This window comes from Actinoplanes sp. NPDC051470, from assembly GCF_040682035.1.
GTDB lineage: Bacteria > Actinomycetota > Actinomycetes > Mycobacteriales > Micromonosporaceae > Actinoplanes.
Genome location: NZ_JBFBAA010000062.1, coordinates 1 through 21,339, shown reverse-complemented (window position 1 = coordinate 21,339; position 21,339 = coordinate 1). Strand labels below are relative to the sequence as shown.

Below are 21,339 nucleotides of genomic sequence, written 5' to 3'. Positions count from 1 at the left end.
TGAGCACCCTTCCATCGGTGAATGGCACACATCGGCGACATTCTGCCCGCCCACACCGCCGCCTGCAACGGCGCCGGACATGTCCCCCGTCATCAGGGCCACGCCGGCGGCAGGCGCGGCATTGTCGAACGCCTGCGGCAGCACTCGGACGCCGCGGCCCGCGGCTAGCTCTTCGACGCGCACCGAGGGCCGATCAACGCCTGCGGCACTCAGGAGTGTCGCGAGGGGACGCCGGCGCAACCCGGCGATGGTCCAGTGGGCCATGGTCATGGTCATGACCCGCCGACTGGCTCGCAAACGGGCCTCGACGGACACGCCCTCAGTAGACGGCAGCGGATCTACGGGGGCCTCAAAAGCCGCCTGAGCCGGTTATTTCACAGGCTCTAAAACGGACTAAAAGTCCGTCGCGCCCTTAACAATGACTTAAGTCGGATGCAATTACCGCAGTTCCGCCGTCACGACATCGTGGACTTGCCATACGATCATGATCGTCGATCGACCGCCAGCGCCGGGGTGCCGGCAGATGAGGAAGGTGCAGCAGCGTGAAGGATCAGAACGGCGCGCCCCGGATGGGGCGCTTCCGGAGAACGTTCCGACCGACGTTGCTGATCGCCGGCGCGGCCGTGGCCGTGGCCGTGGCAACTCTGCCGGCGCTGGCCACCGACAAACCCGCCGGCCGCTCCGGGCGTACGTTAGCGGCCCCGGGCGTAGCTGCGACCGCGTCCCAACCACCCGTCACCGGTCCGTTTGCGGACCTGGTCGCGCAGGGCAGCCTCGTCACGCCCAACCCCAGCCTCACCCCCGGCGAGTTGGTGACCGGCAGCCGAACCATCACGGTGAGCTTCGCCAACCTCGGACCCGCCGCCATCCCAGCGGACACCGGATACGAGGTGCGACTCACGGTAGGACGTGGCGCCGACGTCACCTTCAGCAATTTCAGTCAGGGCGAAACGCGCAGCTGTCGCGGGGCGGTTTGCGTGGTCGATGTCCACGAGCGAATCGCCTTCGGCGGAGGCGCCCAGCTCCGGTTCGAGATTCAGGGGACCTGGACCGCGGGAAAGACAGAAGTGACGGCCCACATCGTTTCCGCCACCACCGACCTGGTCCCCACCAACAACTCCCTGCGGGTCAAGATCTGAAACTGACGGAAGCGCGCAGACCGGCCACACGGGAGCCGAAGTCGGGGTTGCCGCTGGGTCGAGGATTGTGGCGGGGGATGTCCGACGCCATGGCGCCGTAGGGCCGGTGGAGCTAAACGCACTGTTCGTTCCCGTCGTCGAGAATGATGGGCTCGCTCATGCGGCGGTGTCGACGGGCAGGTCGCGAGGCACCATTCGAGCATCCCGTCGTTCATGCGGGTAGCCCGGCGGCCGTGCGTGGTGAGCAGCCGAACCGCCTGGCCACACCGACGTGAGGACCGGCCGACGCTCGTGGAGAGCGTCAATCCTGTCGGCGCGCTGGTGCTGTTGCTGGCGGGTTGCGTGGGGCGGCGCTATCAGTTGGGCTCGGAGCGGTGCTCGCGGATCCAGTGGTCGACGTCGTCGGTTCTCCAGACCTTGCCCTGCGCGAGGTCGGCTACGGGCCGGAGGGAAGTCGGCGCGACCGGTGATCTGATAGACGCGTTGCCGGCTGACTCCGCCCAGACGGACGCGGACTTCATGGGCGCCGACGAGCCGGAGCCGGGCTTTAGTCAGGTCTCATGGTAGGCACGAGTCAACTGGCTTCGCAACTAGAGGAGTGTGTTGGCGGCGGTGCTGCCTGATGCGTCGACCCTGTACCGCTCGAAATTGCGGTTCGGGCTACGCTGCCTGCGAGTATTCGTTGATCTGTCCGTTGAGGATCTTCGTACGGCGGATCCGCGCAGAGGCGAGGTCGACAGCGGCTGGCCCGGTGTCCGTGGCGTTGGGTGGGCGTTGGTGACGGCTCTGGTGTGGCCGATGATCGTTGTAGTGCGTGACGAACTCACCCAGGACAGCCATCAGGTGCCTCGGGTTATAGATCAAAATCCGGTCCAGACACTCGCGGCGAACGGTGCGTACCCACCGTTCCGCGTACGCGTTCGACCGCGGCGCCTGCGGTGGACTGCGTAGGACCTCGATGCTTTCACTTGTGAACACGTCGTCGAACACGTCGGTGTACTAGGTGTCGCGGTCGCGGATCAGGAAGCGGAACTGCCCGGCCCGCTCCCCCAGGTCCAGCATCAGGTTGCGGGGCCTGCTGCGCCACCCACTCCCCGCTCGGATGGATGGTCACGCCGAGGACATGCACCCGCCGGGTGCCGATCTCGATCAGGAACAACACGTAGATGCGGGTCAACCCAATCGTGTCGACGTGCAGGAAATCGCAGGCCAAGATCCCCTTGGCCTGCGCAGTGAGGAACTCGGTCCAGGTCGGCCCGGACCGCCGCGGTGCCGGATCCACCCCGGCCTTGGTCAGGATGGACCACACCGTGCTGGCCGCCACCCGGTAACCCAGGCCGACCAATTCACCCTGAATCCTGCGATGGCCCCAGCCCGGGTTCTCCTTCGCCAGCCGCAGCACCAGCACCCGGATGGCGGCCCGCGTCGGTGGGCGGCCCGGCCGGCGCCGCGGATAGGTCCATTTCCGGGCGATCAGGGTGCGGTGCCAGCGCAGCAGGGTGGCCGGGGTGACCATGAACGTGGGCCAACGTGGACGGGGCAGCAGCCGGGGCAGCGCCGAGAACAGAGCCCGGTCGGTCGGGTCCAAATCCAGGCGTTTGACCTGGCGGCGCAGCACGGCGACCTGGTGGCGAAGGACCAGGATCTCGACCTCCTTTGCCCGCTCGCCGCGCAGGCCCAACACAATCAACTGCAGCACCTGACGCAGTACCAAGTATGCGAACGACACGACCATGCCGGTCAGCTTGCCTCCGAATCGGTGACCGGCAACACACAGAACCGCAGGTCGACCCCCGAAACCCTGTTTTCGAGCGGTACAGGCTTGCACGACCAGTGCGACCGCTTGCTCTTCGTCGTTGTGCAGCAGCGGAAGGATCGCCTCGGCAAGCTGGGTCTAGCTGGCGGTGTCGGGCTTCGTTGTGCCGTTGACGGCTTTCCCGTCGGGTTCATCTTGAACCTCGGTGTCCGCGATCCGGCGTTCGAGTTCGCCGATGGCCCGCCAGAAGCGGACGTACTGCCATGGGCGGGGTGGGGTGATCACAACGGCCATGGTTTTGCCGAGCTCAGCAATGATTTCGGCTTGATGTTCGTGAGTCCGCAGCGAAAGCACGATGCCGTGGACACAGAACGCGTATCTCATCACCAAGTTGGACGCCGGCCCGATGTACGCGAGCGCGTATCGGTCCATATCGTCGGAGACCTGGAGCGTCTGGGCCCGCATCAGTTCGTAGTGACGTTCCCGTTCCTTCCGCCAGATGGCCTTCAATTCAAGATCGGCGCTGTCGGGCAGCTTGAGGCCGACCTTGCCCGCCGCCATGGTCATCCTCCTGACCGCGACGTCCAGCTCGCGGCGAGCACGCGCTATGTCAAGGATTCGTTCTTTACGCGCTTCGAGCAGCGGCTTGGCGAAGTACTCGACGGCCATCGTCACGAACGCCGCGGTGGCGGCCGCAGTGACGACGGTGTCCCAGTTGATCGACGCCATCTTTTCGCTCCTGGACGTTGGTGGTGGCGGACCGGGGGCGAGCGAGCGTAGCGCCGAACAAGATCCCGGTCAGGGACGTTAAGTGCGCCTCGGCCCTACCGTGTCGGGACGGCCCGGCAGGGGCGATTCCTTTGCGGGCTCGCTGAGGTCTACACGCACGGCACACGGAGCGGTCGGATGTGTTATCCACAGCTCTTTCCACAGGGCTTCGTCGACCGTGTTTCTGCGGGCTGCGGGCGGTTGTGGCGGCGGGCTTGCTGTGCCCGCGCGTGGTCGGAGGGAAGCAACGGGGTGCAAGGCGATGCCCCGCGCTCGGCCGGTACCGTCGGTGACGACATCGGCCGCCAGCGGAACTAGGGATTTGATCATGGGTTGGACTGAAGCTGACGGTGATGCATTGTTCCGTCAGCCCTCGGATGAGCAGGCCGGCGAGGGTGCGCCATCGAGGTTCGAGGACAGCGACGAGGCGATGCGGCGGCGGTTTCCGTTCGAGGCGGATCCGGCCGATGTCGCGGAGCAGGGTCAGGACGTGCCGCTGGACGACGATGAGCACCGCCGTTAGGTGCAGCGCTGTGGTTGGCCGATCGGGCGGTCGAGGCAAGGGGATCTCGGCGACGGCTGGCACGGTGGCCGTTGCCCTGGCCCGCCTACACGACCGCGGGCAATAGAGGGCGATGCTGCCGCCACTGCTCTACTCGATCCTCAGCCCAGACAACCCCGCGGGTGGCACGCTGGTAGGACCCATGTGATGCGCTGACACGGCGGCGCCTGTCTACGGCCGAAGCCGAAAGCCAGCGCGAGCGTGATGACCTTCGCCGACAAGGCGTATCAAGGCGCAGGCGGCACCGTCCGCCCGCCGTTCAAACGACACCGGTACCGGCCGAGGCTGTCACGTCGGCAGAAGGCCGTGAACAGATCTCACGCCCGCATCCGTGCTCGCGGTGAACGCGCCGTCGCCACCCTCAAGACATGGAAAGTCCTGGCCAAGCTGCGCTGCAGCCCGTCCCGGACGACCGCGATCGTGCAAGCCATCCTCGCTCTACACCACGTCGAGAACCCGATCTACTGAGGATGGGAAAGGCTCAGTGTCATCGGGTGGACCCCGAAGTCCTTGGCGATCTGCTCAACCGACACGCCCGGTTCACGGTCACGAGCGACCCGCACGACATCGTCGCGGAACTCACGGGCATAGGGCTTGGTCACAGCAACATCCTTCCAGCCCGCCGTCACGGCAAGCCATCTCAGATGTCACCTATCGGTGCAGCAGACCCCTTCGCCACCGCCGCGCTGTTCGACGTGGTGGACTTCCATCCGGTCGACACCGTTCGTGGCTACCGCTTCCAGTCGCTGACCCTGCAGCGCCGCAACGGCGACTGAGTATCCGGCAGCATCGGACCCGTGGTCACGGTGTATTGCGGCTTGGCTGTAGCGGTTCCAGGTTCCACCGGCGGAGGCGTGGTAGCGCCGGGTTGTGGGTACGACCGCCACGGCACCGATCGGCTACCCTCGGGCCGATGGGTCAGTGGCTTGCCACCATCATGTTTCCCGACGGAACTGCCAAGTACGGGACGTACAGCACCGTCGTCGCTTGTCTGCTCCCTCACCACTATGCCGAAGCAGTGTCGGAGGGCGACACGTTCCCGGACGGCTCGGCCTGCACCCGGGCCGAGGTCGCTGGAGAACCCGAACCGGAATGGCCGGACGCCGAGTGCGCGGCCCTCGACGAGCTGGTGCCTGTCGTGATCTCGACCGAGCCGGACCAGGACACCCGGCATGCGCTGTTCTGCCCGCGGCGAGCCGTCGTGCTCGGACCGATGTCACCTCACCATCTGGACGCGCTCCAGCGACGGTTCGAGCTGGTCGCGGATGATGCCGGAGTACGGCACCTGCGCCGTGCGGGCGCCCCAGCGGCCGGCGCCCCACCATCGGACGCGATGTGTGGCCAGGCAGTCCCCGGCCGGCCGCAGCCGTTCCACACCCCGTTTCGATCGGACGGCGGTTTCGGGTCGAGGACGTGCCAGGCATCGACCTCTATGCAAGGTGGCCCCACGGCGACCTGTGCCGCGAGTGCCTGGTTTCGCAGCTTCCCGCGGTCGAGGACGACCCTGCGCCTGTCAGCCCACGTCCTGCACGAGGTGAGCCCAGTTCGCGGCGGTGGTCAACCGCAGCATTCCGGGGCCGCGGAGTACCCCGCCGGCGCCGGGACCAAGATCCGTGAATCCAGCTCTACCGGCCCATTCGCGCTGGTGTACCCACGCCCGGCCGGGGAGATCGCGGCTTACGAGACCCGCGAGGCCGGTCCACCGGCTCCGGTGTCCGAGACGGTCGAGACCGCGCCGGTCGTCGTCACCTTCACCACGGTCCGCCGCGTGAACGGCCCACCCGGTGCACACCGCCCGTCCTTGAAGAACTCGCCTGCCTTCGGCGCCGGGACGGCCACCACCGTCACAGACACCGCTCCTCGGCCGTCGTCGGAAAGCGCAACGGCGTACGGCGTGCACTGCAGATGATGCGCGACGACGAGCGACAGCCGCGTGCCGTCGACGCTGTACTGCGCGACCGGAACCCGGTCGCCCTTGGGCGCCGTGCTCTTCGCCTCGAGGGTCATCACCTTGTCGATGCGGCCGCCGAACCTCCGCGCCGCGGCGTCGGTCGTCGACACCGACGGGGGCGACGGTTCGGTCAGTATCACCGGGATCACGATGACGAGCGTAAGACCGGCCAGACAACAGGCGGCGAGGACCGGGGTGGGCGCCCGCCGGGGCATCGGCCGCAGGAGCGGCCCGGCCCCGGTCGTGGCGATCAGCAGAACCCGCAGCAGCAGGGCGCCGAGCACCGACATACAGCCGAAGATGATCAGCTGGGGCCACGGCAACCAGTCCGCGTGGTGAGCAAGGAAGCCCAGCATCCCCGCGAGGTAGACCGTCTCACCGACCACCGCCCTTCTGAGCGCCACGACATGTTCGTCGCCGCGCAGCCGAACCACGCGTACCCCACCCGCTACGACGACCGCGGCTGTCACGACCAGCAGAAACTCCCGCATACCTCAGATCGTGATCGCCCGGCGCAACCTCAGCCATCCCCCGCGTGGTCGTCGCCTGGTGCCAGCCCGGGTTCCAGCAGGGGAGCTTCGCGGATGTCGGCGGCCAGCTCCAGCGTGTGGGCGGCTGGGCGAACAGGGCCTCGTACTGCGGGTCCGGGGGACCGAGTGCCCATTGCCGAGTTCGACTGTCGCGGACGAACAGCAGACCCCACTCGTCCGGGGTGGGGTCTGCGAAGCGCTGCTGGCTGCGCTGATTACGGTCCGGCAGGCGAGCGTGGTGGATCCGGCCGCCGCGATTCTGTTGTCCACCCGCAGCCGGAACCACCTCGCCGCCCTCATCCGCACCCGCCGCCAGCAGCGCCGATCCCGTTCTTCGAAGACCGGCAACAGGCCTACGTGCTGCGCGTCGCCTCGACCTTCATGCTCACCCTGAACCCGGAAACCCGGATGACCTGCGCGAAGGCCGTCGCCCTGCTCGCCACCGACAAACGCCGATGGCAGGTTGCCCGACTGGCAGATGCCGGACGGCGTTGAGTGGAAGCAACTCCGGCCCGCGGCTCAACCCGACACCGGTCATGGTCTGTCGACGTGGCGGAAGCGGTGTCACACCCAATCGGCGGCAGACTCGCCGTTGCGCCCACGAGATCATGTCGCATGCTCGCACGCCAACGTGAAACCTGCGACGGCGGGAGATCAACCGATCCACTCAACACCGCAGCGCCCGCGCTCACGGACGGCGGCAAATCCGTATGTCACCGTTCTAGCTCCTCGCCCGTGGAGACGATGCCACGATCGGGCGTGAAGGCATTGAGAGTAGGCGGTTCCGTGCTCTTGAGCTGCTGGCAGAGATTGAGCGACAGGGCGGCTATGAGTCGGCTGCCGGTGCAGGGCCAGTCGTAGCCTCGAGGCCTTCTTCGGCGGAAACGATGATGTCGGATTGACCGGTTGCAACCTGGGCGATCATCCCGGCGTGCATCGGTTCTTCACTGTCTTGCGTGACGTCTGAGAACGGCCCGAGGTTCAGGACGTGTGGTTCGGTATCAGTGAGGTCATGGCTGGCAACCAGTGGCCATTCAGTGATTCATGTTATGTCGTGACGAGGCCGTCGGCCGATGACGTGCTGCGCTGGACCAGCGCCGCCCGGCCTTTCACGCCTAGTTTGACCGGATCGACATACAGGCGGATCTCGTCACCCCTAGGACAGATATGGACGTGACCGGGTCTGGTTGATCCGGCCACCGCGCCGCCCGGCGTATCTCCGGCCGGGGATACGCTGACGTGGCGCGGAGTGTGGTTGCGACCTTGGACGGAGCTGAAGTGAGCAGTGCAGGGCTCGGCGAGCCGTTTGAGTTTCACACCTTTCTGGCGCCAGGCCGGGGCCCGGCGTACGACGACTTCCACCGGGCGATCCCGGCCGACCTGGACGCCGCGATGCGCGCCGCCGGTGTCATAACCTGGCGGATCTACCGCAACGACTTGATCCTCACCCATCAGGTGGTCGCGCTCGACCGTCAGCAAATGGACGAGATCCTGAACAAGAATCCCGTGAATCAGCGCTGGCAGCAGGAGGTCGCACCCTACCTCGTCGATACCCCAGCAACCGAAATTGGCGACGATCCCGGCAACCTAGTCTGGGAATTCTCCTGGCCGACTCGGTGAACGGCAACGGCTGCGGAAAGTCGCCGTCCGGCCGCCGGCCACGACAGCAAGGCGCGGTACTCCGAAGATAGGGGCCGCACGACCAGCGGCCGTCGTCGGCCCGGTCACGGTAGTCGGCAGAGTCCGCAAGCCGTATCAATCCCTCCACCACAGCGCGTCTCGCCTCGTTGGTCATGACTCCATTGTCCAGTGCAATCCACACCGAGCAGCTCGGAAGGCCTCGGGGCACGCGACATAGTCTGACCAACGGGGTGACCAGCGCGCTCGGTCAGCGGCAAATCCGGATATGTGATCTCGACGTCAGGGCGGTCAGTACCCGAGCCTGCTTTCTATTGGAACTCGACTTCGGTCGCTGGAACGCGGCGGGGGTCGGATAGGCCGCTGGTGGTCTCGTGGCATGGGCGTCGTTGAACGTCGTGCGTTGGGTGGCCCGTATCGGGGAGGCGAAGATGTTGGTGGCTCAGGTTCGCCGGACACCGATCATGGTTCGTACGGCTGTGAGGATCTCTTCGGTGGTGAAGGGTTTCGGTAGGGCGGTGATGCCGGGTTCGAGGACGCCGTACCGGTTCATGAGGTCGCCTGCGTAGCCGGACATGAACAGGACTTTGGTGTCGGGTCGCCGTTCGAGGAGGTGGGTGGCCAGTTCGTCGCCGAGCATGCCGGGCATGACGACGTCGCTGAGGAGCAGATGAATGGCTTGGGTGTGCTGTTCGGCGAGTTTGAGGGCGTCGGCGCCGTTGGCGGCGGCGAGGACGGTGTAGCCGGCCTTGGTGAGGGTTCTGGTGAGCGTGTCGCGGATGCCGTCTTCGTCTTCGGCGACCAGGATGGTCTCGCTGCCGCCGGCCGGTGCGCGGCTGTGCGGCGGCTTGTCGATCGGTTGGTCGGCGGCTTGGTCGGCGGTCGGTAGGTGGATGGTGACAGCGGCTCCGCGGCCGGGGGTGGATGTGATGCGCAGGACGCCGCCGAGTTGGCTGACGATGCCGTGCACGGTGGACAGCCCGAGTCCGCTGCCCTGGCCGCCTCCTTTGGTCGTGAAGAACGGATCGGTGGCACGTGCGAGGGTGTCCGGTGTCATGCCGTGTCCGGTGTCGCGAATCGTCAGCCGAACAAATTCGCTGGCCGGGGTGGAGTTTGCCTCGTCCGGGTTGTCGGTGTTGTCGGCGTTGGACGTGATAATGGTGAGTGTGCCGCCGTCGGGCATCGCGTGTGCGGCGTTGACGGTGAGGCTGAGCAGGATCTGGGCGATGTTGGCGGGTTCGGCGAGGACGGGTCGCAGGTCCGTGGCGAGGTGGGTGACGATCTGAATGTGCGCGCCGATGGTGGGTAGTAGCAGTTCGTTGGATTCGCGGATGGCCCGGTTGAGGTCGAGAGCCGACGGGTTGATGATGCTGCGCCCGCCGAGGGTCAGGAGCTTCTGGGTGAGGCCGGTGGCCCGCTCCCCACCTTTGCGGATCTGTTCCAGGTCGGCGAGCAGGGCGCGGCCGGTCTCGGCGTCCAGCCGCCCGGCGGTGGTGAGTTCGGTGACGGATTCGGAGACGAACTCCTGGAAGGCGAGCATCGAGCCCAGAATGTTGTTGAAGTCGTGGGCGACCCCGCCGGCGAGCGTACTGAGGCTGTCGAGGCGTTCGGTGGCCCGGTCTTTGGCGTCGATGTCGTTCTGACGCTCAGCGAGTCGGCGTTCCTGGTCGGCCTCAACGAGCGCGGTGACGTCATCGACGGTGCCGATGAAGCCGGTGTATTCACCGTCGTCGTCGCGGATGGCTCGCACGTGCACGTTGACCCAGCGCAGTGTTTCGTCGGGCATCACGATCTGGCTGCGGTAGCGGTGCTGGCCCTCGCCGGCTCCGTGGCCGCGCGCGACGGCGAGGATTTCGTCGTGGTCTTCGTGGCTGGCGCAATGCAGCCAGCCGAGACCGAGCAGGTCGTCAGCCGGCAGTCCGGTGATCTCGGTGAGGCGGGCGTTGACGTAGTTGGCCGAGCCGTGCCGGTCGCCGAAGGCGATGCCGACCGGTGATAGGTCGGCCATGAGCCGGAACCGGGTTTCGGTGTCGGTGAGTGCCTTGGCTTTGTCGAAGAGTTTCGCGCTGACGGCGCGCAGATATTCGTGGTCGACCTTGGCGGTGTCGACCGGTCTGGCGGCGCTTCGGTCTTCGGCCAGGACGTCGTCGATGGTCTGCATGAGCACCTGCGGGTCGGCGGATTTCAGCAGGACCCGGGCCACGCCGCACGCCTCGGCGAAGGGCCGGGTCTCGGCCTCCTGGTAGTTGGCCGTGTAGAACACGATGGGTGTCGCGGCCGTGTCCGGGGCAGCGCGCAGCTCCCGGGCCAGTTCGTAGCCGTCCATGCCCGGCATCAGGACGTCGGTCAGGACGATGTCGGGGTGCTGGGCATGGGCCATGGCGAGCGCCTCGGCGCCTTCGTGAGCCTCGATGACCTGGTGTCCGCTGTACCGCAGCACGGTGCGTACCAGCTCCCGGTTGCTGGCGCGGTCGTCGACGACCAGGACGGTGGCCATGGTGATCAGTCTCCGGTCCGGCGGTTCAGGAGGGCTTCAACCTCGTCGAGCAGTGCTGCCGGTTCGATGGGCCGGCGGATGACGCGGGTTGCACCGCCGTTGAGCATTGGGTCCTGCCAGTCGGCGGTGGCGGTGATGAACGCGAACGGCACGGGGGCGAGGACGGGCACGTCGCGGACGTGTGACAGCAGTTGGGCGCCGCTCTGCTGGCCGACGTGGACGTCGGACAGCACCAGATCGGGCGGGGCGTCGTGTGCGGCGGTGATGGCCTGTTCGACGGTGAAGGCCGTCCGTACGTGGTATCCGTGTGGCTCGAGCACGCTGCGCAACAGCGTCTGGTTGACGAGGGAGTCGTCCAGGACCAGGATGTCGGCGGCTTGACGACGGTCCGGCTCGGATGTGGGTGGGTCCGTGGTCTGGGCCGGCTCCGTTGCGGCCGGCGCGGGCCGGGATCCGCGCAGGTGCTCCGGCAGGTGGAGATTGATCTGTTCGGTGAAGGTTTCCGGGTCGATGGGCTTGGTCATGTAGTGGGTGAATCCGGCACGCAGGGCCCGGTCGCGGTCGTCGACCATCGCGAATGAGGTCACAGCGATGACCGGGACGGCGGCGAGGTCGGGTGCCGATCGGAAGGCCGTCAACGCTTCGTAGCCGTCGATACCGGGCAGTTGCAGGTCCATCATGACCAGATCCGGTCGTGCCGCCAGGGCCAGCTCGATGCCCTGCTCCCCGGTGACCGCGGCGATGACGGTGTGGCCGTGCGATTCCAAGAGGTAGGTCATCAGCTGCAGGTTGTGGGGGGTGTCCTCGACAATGAGAAGGCGTGCACCCATGGCGGGCTCCCTTACCGCTCGGCGAAGGAGACGGTGAAGGTGCTGCCTTCACCGACGACGCTGGACACGGTGAGGGTGGCGTGCAGCAGTTCGGCGAGCTTCTGGGAGATGTGCAGTCCGAGCCCGGTGCCCTCGTCGTTGGTTTTCGCGGTGGTGGCACTGCGTTCGAACGCCCGGAAGATCCGGGCCAGGTCGGCCTGCGGGATACCGGGTCCGGTGTCCTGCACCGCGATCTGCAGCCCTCCGTCACCGCCGGGCGCAGTGATCAGCCGGATGCGTACCTCGCCGGTGTCGGTGAACTTGATCGCGTTGTTGATCAGGTTGATCAATATTTGGCCCAGTGCCCGGCGGTCGGCGGTGGCGATCGCAGGCACATCCCCCGGGCCTTCGATGCGCAGGGTGAGTCCTTTGCCGTCGGCCAGTGGCTGCAGGGACTGCACGACCTCGTCGGCGACCTGCCGGCAGTCGACGGCTTCGAGGGTGATCTGGACCCGACCGGATTCGATCTTCGCGAGGTCGAGCAGGTCGTTGATGATGGACAAGAGGTGCTTTCCGCTGGTCTGCACGAGGCGCAGCTGGTGTTCCTGCTCGGCGTTGAGGGGACCGGGGAGCTTCATCAGCATGGTGCCGGTGAAGCCGATGATGGCGTTGAGGGGCGTGCGCAGCTCGTGGCTCATGCTGGCCAGGAAGTTGTCCTTGGCCTGGCTGGCCCGCTCCAGTTCGATGTTCTGTTCGCGCAGCTGTCGTTCGATGCGTTTGCGGTCGGTGATGTCGCGGACGGCGGCCATGGTGAGTCGCCCGGCCGGTGTCTCCAGCGCGCTGAGGCTGATCTCGACCGGGATCTCGGTGCCGTCCTTGTGCAGGGTGACCAGTTCCGTCCCGGCGCCGACCTGCCCGGCGTCGACCGGGCGGAGCCCGTCGGGGATCAGCATCTGCACCGGCTGGCCGATCAGTTCGTCGCGTTGGTAGCCGAACAACCGTTCGCATTGCGAGTTGACCAACTCGATCGACCCCGACGCGTCGACACCCAGGATCGCGTCCGGGGCCACCTCCAGCATCCACCGCAGTTTCCTCTCGGCGAGCTTGAGTTCACTGATGCCCCGCGACATCGACGCCACGCCGACGATGCGGCCACCAACGCCCATGATCGGAACAGTGGTCACCGATACCGTGATCGGCGTGCCGTCCTTGCGCAGGCGTTCCGCCTCGTACGGCTCGACCCGCTCCCCGGCAACAACCCGCCGCAGCATCTGTGCTTCAACCGACCGGGCATCTTCTGGAATTGCTATCTCGAAGCTGCGCCCGACGACCTCCTGCGCCGTGTATCCGTAGAGGCGTTCCGCGCCGGAGTTCCAGCTTGTGACCACGCCCTCAACGGTTTTGCCGACGATCGCGTCGTCGGCGGACTGCACCAAGGAGGCCAGCGCCGACGCGCCCGCCTGCGCAGTACCGTCACGCGCCATGACAAGTACCCTGTCCGGGGCCGACTGCCCGACCTGCAACGTCGAGGCGTCCCACGACACCACCACCTTGCGGGGGCCGTCCCGGTGCCGCAGAGTGAGTGCACAGGACACCGAACCGGAAGCGAATGCCTGCCGGATCTGGGACTCGGCCCGGGCCTCGTCGGCAAAGCACTCCTTCCACGGTGCGCCGACCAGCTCGTCGCGGCTGCGGCCGGTCAGCGCGGCCATGTGCCGGTTGACATCCGTGACAACGCCATCGATGTCGACGATCGCGAGCGCGTCCGGCATGGCCTCCACAATCGAATGGGCATAGTCACGCGCCTCCGTGAGCGGATCGGCCAGTATCGAAGAAGTGCCCATCCTGCCGGCCATGACTCACCTATCCCTGACTGTGTTCAATCGGGTGCTATATCCCCGAAACTCCGCTATCCGAGCTAAATATGAGTAATTGTCGCATACTGGAACGGTTTGGAAGCTGAATCGATCGACATTGCCCCTGAAGCCCGCAGCTGGTTTGCGAATATAGCCATGAATATCCGTCTTGAGACAGAATAATCTCTGGCCGAGCGTCGTGCACCAGTTACTGGCTGACGCCGTCACGGCATTCGAGAGCCTGCCTGAGGCGGAGCGCGAGTCGTTCGCGCCCCGCCTCGGTCGAGCCCGCCGCATCGTCGACCAGTACCCAGCCCGCGCCGCCGCCCTCCTTTACCAGGTCCTGGGCGTGCTCGACGAACGCCTGGCCGGTGCACTGACGGACATCCGCTTCTCGGCCAGATGATTGCGCCGAGGCGGCGCAACTCTCTGCCGCTGTTTAGGACGCTTCGACGGCATGGAGCGCGGGTATCTGCAGGCCGGGACCTTGCCCGGCGGGCTGACCCTGGACCCCGAATCCGGTCTGATCGGCGGGACGTCGACGGGCCCGGCGGGCAGCAGCCCGGTCACTGCCTTGGTGACCGACGTCGACGACCACCGCGTTGCTGCCGAGGCGGCGATCGAGGTGAACGCCGCCTTGGAGGTCACGACGTCGTCGCTGCTGGACGTCGTGGTCGGCACCGCCTACACGGCTACCCTGGCTGCCACCGGCGGCATCACCCCTACCCCAGGTGGAGCGTCACCGATGGCGCCCTGCCCGCCGGGCTGACGCTGAACACCGATACCGGGCAGATCAGCGGAACGCCCACCACCGCCGGGCGGGCTGAGCTCACCGTCACGGTGCTCGACGGCGGATTCAACCTCGCTACGCGGACGTTTTCCCTGATTGTCAACCGGCCACTGTCACCGGTCTCAACTGTGCCGGCCGCCGCGATCGGCACTCCGTATGCGACCACTCTTGGGCCGTCACCGGCGGCACCCCTGCCCGCCGGTCTCCGGCTGGCCGCCGACAGCGGGGCGATCACCGGCATCCCGACCGGTCCGGCCGGGGCCAGCCCGGTCACGCTGACCGTGACCGATGCAGCCGGAGCCACCGCCATGCTGACCCTGACCCTGACGCTGACCGTGAACCCTGCCGCCCCGGCGGCCAGGCCGCAGGGGCCACCGCCGGGTTTATGGGTACAACCGGTCATCGTCGTGGTGCTGGGCCTCAACGGCGCCTACCCCATCACCCCGCCCGCAGAGCAGGCCGGCGGCCGACGCAGTAGCTACACCGAAAACGCGCGGTCGGACGTTCCGGAGGAACTCACTCGGCTAAGGGATATACCGACGCAGTGACCTCGTCGTGGGTTCGGATCGAGTACCTCGACAAGGAACTCGAACACCACGACGAGGTCAGCGTCGGCGGGGTCGAACCACGCGGCGGAGCATCCGGGGGAATCGGCCGGAAGCGGCACGTGACAGCCCGGGAGTTGCCACGATAGGTGAGACGAGTCAGGCGGTCTCGGCAATGGGACCTTCCGTATGCACGCCAATTTGATCGCAACCGAGGTTCGCTGGGCGGGGCTGCAGATGCGCTGGTGGGGTGGGTGGCGCCGACGGGCTGCGGTCGCTGCGCGGGCTGTGGGGCACGCTGGTCGCCGCCGTCCTGATCACCTGCCTCGGCACGCTCGGATCGGTGGTCTTCCACGGTTGGTGGAACGACACGGTCGCCGACCTGAACGCCGACCGGCTGGACCGGTCAGTCGCCAGCCGGGTCAGCCGGGTCACCGACAACCTGACCCGTTACCTCGACGCGTTGCGGGCCGTGGGGGCGTTCATACAGACTGGCACCGACGGCCATCCCGGCCGTGCCGTGAGCGCCACCATGACGGCGCGCGAGCAGATCGTCGGGCGGGGCATCTTCGAGGTGTTCCCCGACAACCCCGACACGGGCGCGGCGTTGCCTGGCAGTCTGTCCCAGGCTGAGCGGGTCACGGCAGCAAGATCTACATTGGGGGCTAACAGCCGATCGACCGGTCAAGCGAGAGAAGCCGGGTGACGACCGAGGCCACCGTGGGTCGTCGGTGGGCTCACTGGTCACGGTGAAGGCGACGAACGAACAGCATTCGGTCTCCCCGTGGGGTCAGGTTCTTCGCCGAAAACGACGTCCTCATCGTCGCTCGGTCGAGCATCGGTACCGCCATTATCCGATTAGCGGAAAAGCTTCGCGTTTGTCAGCTAGGTTGGATCGCTGTCGCGTCGGTGTTCCTCCGCGTTTCTTTCTCAGGTGGTGCCTCATGAGTAAGAGCCTGATACGTGAGTCGGTCTCCGGCGAGCATGCGGAGTTGGTCTCGATCGTGGCGTCCTCGCACGACGCGATCGTGGGGATGACCATCGACGGGCTGATCACCACGTGGAATCCGGCTGCCGTGCGGCTCTACGGCTATGCGGCCGAGGATATCGTCGGACGCTCCGCGGACCTGCTCGTACCGGCAGAGTGCCGGCCGGACGAGGCCGGGGTTCTGCGCCGCATCCTGGCCGGTGAGGAGGTGGGGCGTTACCGGAGCGACCGCGTCTGCCGCGATGGCTCCACCGTGACGGTGTCGCTGACGGTGTCACCGATTGTCGACGACACGGGTGCCGTCGTCGGAGCGGCGACTTTTTCGCGCTGGTTCAACGAGCTGGAGGAGGCCCGGGACCGATTCGAGATCAGGATGAGCAAGCTTCGGTCCGAAGCGGCCGGCGCTGCGGCACGCTTCGAGACGCTGGCCGAGGAGGTTCGTGATCAGGCCAGACAAGCCCAGGAACGCTTCGACCTGCGGGTCGGCAAAGAACGCGTGCGGATGCAGGACGCCGAGGACCAGGTACAGGCTCAGCTAGCCATGCCGGGTGCGCAGATCGGCGCCGGGCAGATGAACCGTGAGATGCAGAGCGCCCATGAGCGCTTCGAGGGGCTCGTCGCCGGTCAGCAGACGGAGGCTCAGAGCGCCGCCGGCCGCTTCGAAACACAGGTCGACGAGGCTCACCACCAAACCGAGGACGCTCAGCAGCGGTTCGAGGAAATCGTCGATCACGAACGCGTCGAGGCCGAGGACGCGGCCGACCGGTTCCAGCAGCGTACCGAACTCGAGCAGGACGTCGCCCGGCGCGACCGGCAGCACCTTGAGTTCCAGCTGCAACAGAGCCAGCGCCTGGAAGTCCTCGGTCAGCTCGCCGGTGGTGTCGCCCACGACTTCAACAACCTGCTCGCGGTGATCCTCAACTACGCCTCGTTCGTCGCCGAAGAACTCGCCGCCGCCCCCGCCTCGGACTCGATGACGGCGGCCGGTCACGACGTCGGCCAAATCCAGCGCGCCGCCGAACGGGCCACCGCCCTGACCCACCAGTTACTCGCCTTCGCCCGTCGGGAGGTGATCCAGCCGCGAGTGCTCGACCTCAACCACATCATCACCGACGTCAAGCAGTTGCTCGACCGCACGATCGGTGAAGACGTCGTGCTGACCAACGACCTGGCCGACGACCTGTGGCCGATCCTCGCGGACACCGGCCAGATGGAGCAGATTCTGGTCAACCTCGTCGTCAACGCCCGTAACGCCATGAGCGGCGGCGGCACGCTGTCCATCGAGACCCGCAACATCCGGGTCGACGACGACCGGCATATTCGGCTGCGGGTCAGCGACACCGGTACCGGCATGAGCCCCGACATCATCGAGCACGTCTTCGAGCCCTTCTACACGACCAAACGCGACGGCACGGGCACCGGCCTAGGTCTGGCCACCGTGTACGGCATCGTGGCCCAAGCAGAAGGCACCATCGCCATCGACTCCCAGCTCGGTGTCGGGACAACGATGACGATGACGTTCCCGGTCACCGACCAGGTAGCCGTGCCCGACGAAGCGGAAGTGCCCTACCAGCACACCCCAACCGGGCAGACGGTCCTGCTCGTCGAGGACGAGCAAGCACTCCGCGAGGTCACCGAACGGATCTTCACCCGCGACGGCTACCGCGTTCTCACCGCTGCCGACGGCCAGGAAGCCCTCACGATCGCCGCCGACCACGACGGTGAGATCGACCTGCTCGTCACGGACGTCGTCATGCCGATGATGCTGGGCAAGGAGGTCGCCGAAAGAATGCTCCAGATCAGACCCGGCATCAAGGTGCTGTACATCTCAGGCTATGCCCGCCCGGTCCTCGCCTCAGCGGGCCGCCTCGACCCCGACATGCACCTCATCGAGAAGCCCTACTCCGCCTCCACGATCACCCAGAAGGCCGGACAGGTTCTCCGCCACCCGGGATAAACCACGCGCCGATCCCCGGCGTCGAACGCCACCTGCCCGGGCGACTCGGAGAGCCACCGCAGAATCCGCCGCCGGCGAAGAACCCTCATCCGGCGTGGGCCCACCCGTTATCCCGACGCAGTCGGCCGAGCCCGCCGTCGTGGTGCCAGCCGAACCTGTCACCGACCGGCGATCAGCGCGACGCCAAGCCGTGTGACTGAACTCCATACCGCATGCAACGTCATCCATAGCTCTCGGCTCGACCTTCGACAACGAGTACAACGGTAAAGACTTTCAATGGGATGCAGCGGCGGGTAGCGCACGGTGTTCTGGAGTGGATTCTCGACCCAATGAATTGATTGGCCTGCCCTGCGTAGACCAGACCGAATGATCGCGGACTCGCCTACGCGGCCCGCACTCTCGGCCATGGGGAAGTGCACTCACATCAAGCAATTGAGGGCGCTGACCGGCACCGACGTCAGTCACTCGGCGTGGCCGACGACGGGGTCTGCCCGCACGATCAGCGGCAGAAGAGCTCGGCCGATCTTGGACTTGTGAAGCCAACTCACACGTTTCGGGATGACGCTGGATCGCTCAGTCTCCGACCAGCCGAAGGGCAAGGTTATGGTCGGCACGGCACTGTTCGCTCAGACGCTGCGCTGCCTCCAACGCCTCCCGTTCCTGGTCATTGGCCGCTGCGGCAACCAGCTGGCCAACGACGTGAGGCTATCGCCGATGTCGGGCACCGTCGGCACCTCGGAGCGGACCACGTCGCTACGAGCGCGCCACACGGCGGAAGAACGTACCTGATCTTGGCTTTGACTTCTTTAGAATCGGACACGGTGTGCGACATTCCGGCGTGGAGTCGATATCCACTGCGATTTGCTGTGCACGGGCGTATTCGACCACCGCGCTGGCTCAGCAAGCTCGATGTAACGACAGTGATCATCTGGGTGAGGAGGGTTCCATGAGGTGCAGCGGTACCTATGAGTACCTTGACAGCGTCGACCCCGAGGAGCAGGCCCGGCTGGATGCCGTGCGTCGCTACCAGCTAGTGGATGAGCCGGTCGAGGACACGTACGAACGGATCGCATTCGTCGCCGCCGCCCTTTTCGACACTCCGATCGCGACGGTGTCGCTGGTCGAGCAGCATCGCGTCTGGCTGGCCGCGGCTTATGGCCTGCCCGACGTCCGCGAGGTCGGCCCGGAGCCCGGCCTGTGCGCGTCGGCCATCGCCCAGGACGGCGTCTATGTGGTCAACAACGCGGCCACTGACCCGCGGACGCGCGCGCACCCCCTGGTCTACGGCGAGCTGGGCCTGCGGTTCTACGCGGCAGCTCCGATCCGGACCCACGACGGCTATCGGCTGGGCACGGTCAACGTGATCGACAATCGGCCGCGCGAGGCGACGAAACGACAGCTGAGCGCACTGGAGCACATGGCCGCGATAGTCTCCGACGAGCTCGAACTACGCCTGATGGTGATACGCAGCGCCGTGGCCGAAGAACGCATGCGAGAAACGGTGAACTGAGTAGGAACACTTGTGACCGGGTAGCGCCGATCGCATGCGTAGCGTCCGCAAAATCGCCGCCGGATCACCACCGTCCAGTAGGTCCGCGACCGGCGGGCGGCGACGCCGACCCGGATCAGTGTCGCGGGCCGCGGTCAGGCCGGTCGGAGGCGCTGGGCGTAAAGGAAATGTTTGCGCGGTGAGGGGGGCGGCAACGCACTCAATTCGGCGGAGTCGGTTGCTCTGGTCCGTCGCTCGCTGTTATGTACCGGAGGCCATGTAGGCGGCGAGAATGTAGTTGGGGTGCCGGTCGAGGTTCTTGCGTGCCCGGTCGTAGCGCATGGTGGTCTTGGGGTCGGCGTGACGGGCGGCGATCTGGACGTCGCGGAGGCTGACGCCAGCGTCGAGCATGGTGGTCACGAAGGTGTGGCGCAGCATGTGCGGATGCATCCTCGGCATCCGGATGCCGGCGGTGGCGGCGAGGTGCTTGAGCCGGCGGGTCGCGGCGTGCCGGTCCATCCGGGCACCGATTGTGTTGCGCAGGATCGGCCCGCTGAGGCGTTCCTCGACGACCCGGTCGATGGCTCGGGCCACTGCGGGTGGCAGCGGGACGAGTACGACCTTGCCACCCTTGCCGTGGACACGCAGCACGCGGTGGCCGTGTTCCTCGCCCAGGTCGCCGATGCTGGCGCCACACGATTCGAAGATCCGCAGGCCGAGCAAGCCCAGCAGCGCGATCAAGGCGAAGTCGTTCGGGTCGGTGGACTGCCGGGCGGTGATGATCAGAGCCTCGAATTGCAGGTGTCCCAGGCCAAGAGTCGGTGATTCAGCAGGCACGGTAGGGCGGCGGACATAGTCGGCTGGGGAGTGTCCCAGGATGGCGTCGATGACGCAGACCCGGTAGAAGCCGACCACTACCGACAGTCGCCGGGAGATCGTCGAGGGCTGGTATCGGCGTACCTCCTGCAGCCAGCGCACATACCGCTCGACGTCGACCCGGCGCGCGGTCAGCGGGTTGAGGTCTTGATCGGTGCACCAGCGGAGGGAGACGCGCAGGTCGGAGTCGGTGTGCACGCGGGTCTGGCCGCGGTAGCAGCCCAGAAAGGCGGACGCTGCGGCCGGCACGACGAGTCGATCGGAAGAGACGACATCGGACACGGAAGCAGAGAAGGCAGGCATACACCACCGTGCGTCACCAGCGACGATGAACGCCAGCAAGCCCGGAGCGGGAGAAGAGTGTGGTTGATCGTGCAGCAGTACTCTGCGCGAGTGGCACTACCTGTGGTCGAACGTGAGCGTCTGCTTTCGCTGTACCGAACTCGCGTCAACGCGTATGCCGGTGTGGACGCGGAGTACGGACAGCGTTGGCGCAACTGGTGCCGGATGCTGGTGACGTTCGGAGGTTCCCTTGTCGTTCCGCCGCGGAACCCCGAGGCTGATCTCGAAGCATTACTCGCCGGCCGATCCCGCTCGGACTCGCAGGTCCATCAGGTACCCGCAGACGTCGGCGAGTGCCACCGCAACGTCGCAGTTCTGTGGATCGACGGAGCGATCGAGTCGATCGGTACGGGTTACGCCCTGTCGGACGACGGCCTCTGGCGACAGCACTCATGGGGCCTGGCTTCCAACGGCGTGCTGATCGAGACTACTGACGAGCGGCGAGCCCACGTGGGTATTGTGCTGCCTGCGAGGGCGCCCAGCATGCAGTTCGCCGGCAGCAACGCCCAAGAGCACCTCAAGGCGGTGGTACGCCAACGCGGTCCTCGCGCCGTAGAGCTGATCGCGATGATCCGCGAACTGGCGAACAGCGGCAACGCTCGGCCCAGCTGACGGTACCCGTCCCGGCGTGCCGCCCATCGCGACCGGTGACCTTGGCGCTCGCAGTTCATGCGATCACTTTGGGCCCCGGCCGCAAGGATCCAGCCGCTACGCCTCGTAAAGCGACGCGATGGGATCATCCGCACGATCAGGCCGGGTAGCGACGGCGCATTGCTGCGCCGCCGCCCCCTCAGAACCGGACGTGCACGTTTCCATGCATCCGGCTCAAGCAAGCCCGCGAAGATC

Annotated in this window: 22 protein-coding genes and 4 pseudogenes; 15 read left to right on the top strand and 11 right to left on the bottom strand. The window is 66.5% G+C overall.

What is annotated here, in order from left to right; translation table 11 throughout:
• Positions 1-315 (bottom strand): hypothetical protein (locus AB0M54_RS46975; protein ID WP_364479688.1); only part of this gene is annotated, 315 nt, incomplete at its 3' end.
• A 227-nt stretch (positions 316-542) separates the two neighbouring features.
• Here AB0M54_RS46975 and AB0M54_RS46970 point away from each other — a divergent pair.
• The gene (locus AB0M54_RS46970) at positions 543-1,139 is read left to right on the top strand and encodes a hypothetical protein (RefSeq protein WP_364333806.1); all 597 of its coding nucleotides are present in this window, start codon (positions 543-545) and stop codon (positions 1,137-1,139) included.
• 356 nt (positions 1,140-1,495) lie between these two features.
• Here AB0M54_RS46970 and AB0M54_RS46965 read toward each other — a convergent pair.
• From AB0M54_RS46965 to AB0M54_RS46950, 4 genes and pseudogenes are all read right to left on the bottom strand, one after another.
• A pseudogene (locus tag AB0M54_RS46965) lies at positions 1,496-1,694 on the bottom strand (DNA-binding protein).
• Between the two features lie 105 nt (positions 1,695-1,799).
• Entirely contained in the window at positions 1,800-2,129 is a 330-nt protein-coding gene (locus tag AB0M54_RS46960; protein WP_364479686.1) for an integrase core domain-containing protein, read from the bottom strand.
• Positions 2,104-2,874, bottom strand: coding sequence for an integrase catalytic region (locus tag AB0M54_RS46955; RefSeq protein ID WP_364479683.1), 771 nt, complete (start codon positions 2,872-2,874; stop codon positions 2,104-2,106). Before AB0M54_RS46955 ends, AB0M54_RS46960 begins: the two co-directional genes overlap by 26 nt.
• A gap of 159 nt (positions 2,875-3,033) precedes the next feature.
• On the bottom strand, positions 3,034-3,624 hold the full coding sequence (locus AB0M54_RS46950; RefSeq protein ID WP_364333815.1) for a hypothetical protein: 591 nt from the start codon (positions 3,622-3,624) through the stop codon (positions 3,034-3,036).
• Between the two features lie 328 nt (positions 3,625-3,952).
• Between AB0M54_RS46950 and AB0M54_RS46945 the strand changes: the two genes are divergently transcribed.
• The 3 genes and pseudogenes from AB0M54_RS46945 to AB0M54_RS46935 all read left to right on the top strand — a co-directional run.
• A complete protein-coding gene (locus tag AB0M54_RS46945; RefSeq protein ID WP_364333817.1) occupies positions 3,953-4,186 on the top strand; it encodes a hypothetical protein in 234 nt (77 codons plus the stop codon).
• A 240-nt stretch (positions 4,187-4,426) separates the two neighbouring features.
• Positions 4,427-4,693 (top strand): annotated as a pseudogene (locus tag AB0M54_RS46940) (transposase family protein); the annotation flags it as partial.
• 203 nt (positions 4,694-4,896) lie between these two features.
• A pseudogene (locus AB0M54_RS46935) lies at positions 4,897-5,001 on the top strand (SAM-dependent methyltransferase); the annotation flags it as partial.
• 440 nt (positions 5,002-5,441) lie between these two features.
• Here AB0M54_RS46935 and AB0M54_RS46930 read toward each other — a convergent pair.
• Both AB0M54_RS46930 and AB0M54_RS46925 read right to left on the bottom strand, forming a co-directional pair.
• The gene (locus tag AB0M54_RS46930; protein WP_364479680.1) at positions 5,442-5,600 is read right to left on the bottom strand and encodes a hypothetical protein; all 159 of its coding nucleotides are present in this window, start codon (positions 5,598-5,600) and stop codon (positions 5,442-5,444) included.
• A gap of 302 nt (positions 5,601-5,902) precedes the next feature.
• On the bottom strand, positions 5,903-6,667 hold the full coding sequence (locus AB0M54_RS46925) for a hypothetical protein (RefSeq protein WP_364479678.1): 765 nt from the start codon (positions 6,665-6,667) through the stop codon (positions 5,903-5,905).
• 396 nt (positions 6,668-7,063) lie between these two features.
• On the opposite strand from AB0M54_RS46925, the gene AB0M54_RS46920 reads away from it, so the two are divergent.
• The gene (locus AB0M54_RS46920; RefSeq protein ID WP_364333826.1) at positions 7,064-7,201 is read left to right on the top strand and encodes a hypothetical protein; all 138 of its coding nucleotides are present in this window, start codon (positions 7,064-7,066) and stop codon (positions 7,199-7,201) included.
• Positions 7,202-7,984: 783 nt separating this feature from the next.
• On the top strand, positions 7,985-8,326 hold the full coding sequence (locus AB0M54_RS46915) for an L-rhamnose mutarotase (RefSeq protein WP_364333829.1): 342 nt from the start codon (positions 7,985-7,987) through the stop codon (positions 8,324-8,326).
• Positions 8,327-8,786: 460 nt separating this feature from the next.
• On the opposite strand, the gene AB0M54_RS46910 is transcribed toward AB0M54_RS46915, so the two are convergent.
• The 3 genes from AB0M54_RS46910 to AB0M54_RS46900 are packed head-to-tail and all read right to left on the bottom strand — an operon-like array spanning position 8,787 to position 13,494.
• Positions 8,787-10,841, bottom strand: a complete 2,055-nt coding sequence (locus AB0M54_RS46910) for a response regulator (RefSeq protein WP_364479675.1) — start codon at positions 10,839-10,841, stop codon at positions 8,787-8,789.
• A 5-nt stretch (positions 10,842-10,846) separates the two neighbouring features.
• Positions 10,847-11,671, bottom strand: a complete 825-nt coding sequence (locus AB0M54_RS46905) for a response regulator (RefSeq protein ID WP_364333835.1) — start codon at positions 11,669-11,671, stop codon at positions 10,847-10,849.
• 11 nt (positions 11,672-11,682) lie between these two features.
• Positions 11,683-13,494, bottom strand: coding sequence for a PAS domain S-box protein (locus tag AB0M54_RS46900; RefSeq protein WP_364479693.1), 1,812 nt, complete (start codon positions 13,492-13,494; stop codon positions 11,683-11,685).
• 211 nt (positions 13,495-13,705) lie between these two features.
• On the opposite strand from AB0M54_RS46900, the gene AB0M54_RS46895 reads away from it, so the two are divergent.
• The 8 genes and pseudogenes from AB0M54_RS46895 (at position 13,706) to AB0M54_RS46860 (ending at position 19,296) form a co-directional block, all read left to right on the top strand.
• Positions 13,706-13,912 carry a hypothetical protein gene (locus tag AB0M54_RS46895; protein WP_364479672.1) on the top strand — a complete coding sequence of 69 codons (207 nt, stop codon included), beginning with the start codon at positions 13,706-13,708 and terminating at the stop codon, positions 13,910-13,912.
• Between the two features lie 51 nt (positions 13,913-13,963).
• Positions 13,964-14,275 (top strand): putative Ig domain-containing protein, encoded by a 312-nt coding sequence (locus tag AB0M54_RS46890; protein WP_364333843.1) that lies wholly within the window; start codon positions 13,964-13,966, stop codon positions 14,273-14,275.
• A pseudogene (locus AB0M54_RS46885) lies at positions 14,260-14,340 on the top strand (putative Ig domain-containing protein); the annotation flags it as partial. The gene AB0M54_RS46890 and the pseudogene AB0M54_RS46885, both read left to right, overlap by 16 nt.
• Positions 14,341-14,346: 6 nt before the next feature.
• Positions 14,347-14,844 carry a putative Ig domain-containing protein gene (locus tag AB0M54_RS46880; protein WP_364479691.1) on the top strand — a complete coding sequence of 166 codons (498 nt, stop codon included), beginning with the start codon at positions 14,347-14,349 and terminating at the stop codon, positions 14,842-14,844.
• Positions 14,845-15,091: 247 nt separating this feature from the next.
• Positions 15,092-15,547 carry a hypothetical protein gene (locus AB0M54_RS46875; protein WP_364479670.1) on the top strand — a complete coding sequence of 152 codons (456 nt, stop codon included), beginning with the start codon at positions 15,092-15,094 and terminating at the stop codon, positions 15,545-15,547.
• A gap of 238 nt (positions 15,548-15,785) precedes the next feature.
• On the top strand, positions 15,786-17,786 hold the full coding sequence (locus tag AB0M54_RS46870) for an ATP-binding protein (protein ID WP_364333849.1): 2,001 nt from the start codon (positions 15,786-15,788) through the stop codon (positions 17,784-17,786).
• Positions 17,787-18,344: 558 nt separating this feature from the next.
• Positions 18,345-18,575 (top strand): hypothetical protein, encoded by a 231-nt coding sequence (locus tag AB0M54_RS46865; protein WP_364479667.1) that lies wholly within the window; start codon positions 18,345-18,347, stop codon positions 18,573-18,575.
• A 34-nt stretch (positions 18,576-18,609) separates the two neighbouring features.
• Positions 18,610-19,296 carry a GAF domain-containing protein gene (locus AB0M54_RS46860; protein WP_364479664.1) on the top strand — a complete coding sequence of 229 codons (687 nt, stop codon included), beginning with the start codon at positions 18,610-18,612 and terminating at the stop codon, positions 19,294-19,296.
• A 240-nt stretch (positions 19,297-19,536) separates the two neighbouring features.
• On the opposite strand, the gene AB0M54_RS46855 is transcribed toward AB0M54_RS46860, so the two are convergent.
• Entirely contained in the window at positions 19,537-20,433 is an 897-nt protein-coding gene (locus AB0M54_RS46855) for a tyrosine-type recombinase/integrase (protein ID WP_364479661.1), read from the bottom strand.
• Positions 20,434-20,517: 84 nt separating this feature from the next.
• Between AB0M54_RS46855 and AB0M54_RS46850 the strand changes: the two genes are divergently transcribed.
• Positions 20,518-21,105 carry a hypothetical protein gene (locus AB0M54_RS46850; protein WP_364479658.1) on the top strand — a complete coding sequence of 196 codons (588 nt, stop codon included), beginning with the start codon at positions 20,518-20,520 and terminating at the stop codon, positions 21,103-21,105.
• Positions 21,106-21,339 lie beyond the last annotated feature (234 nt).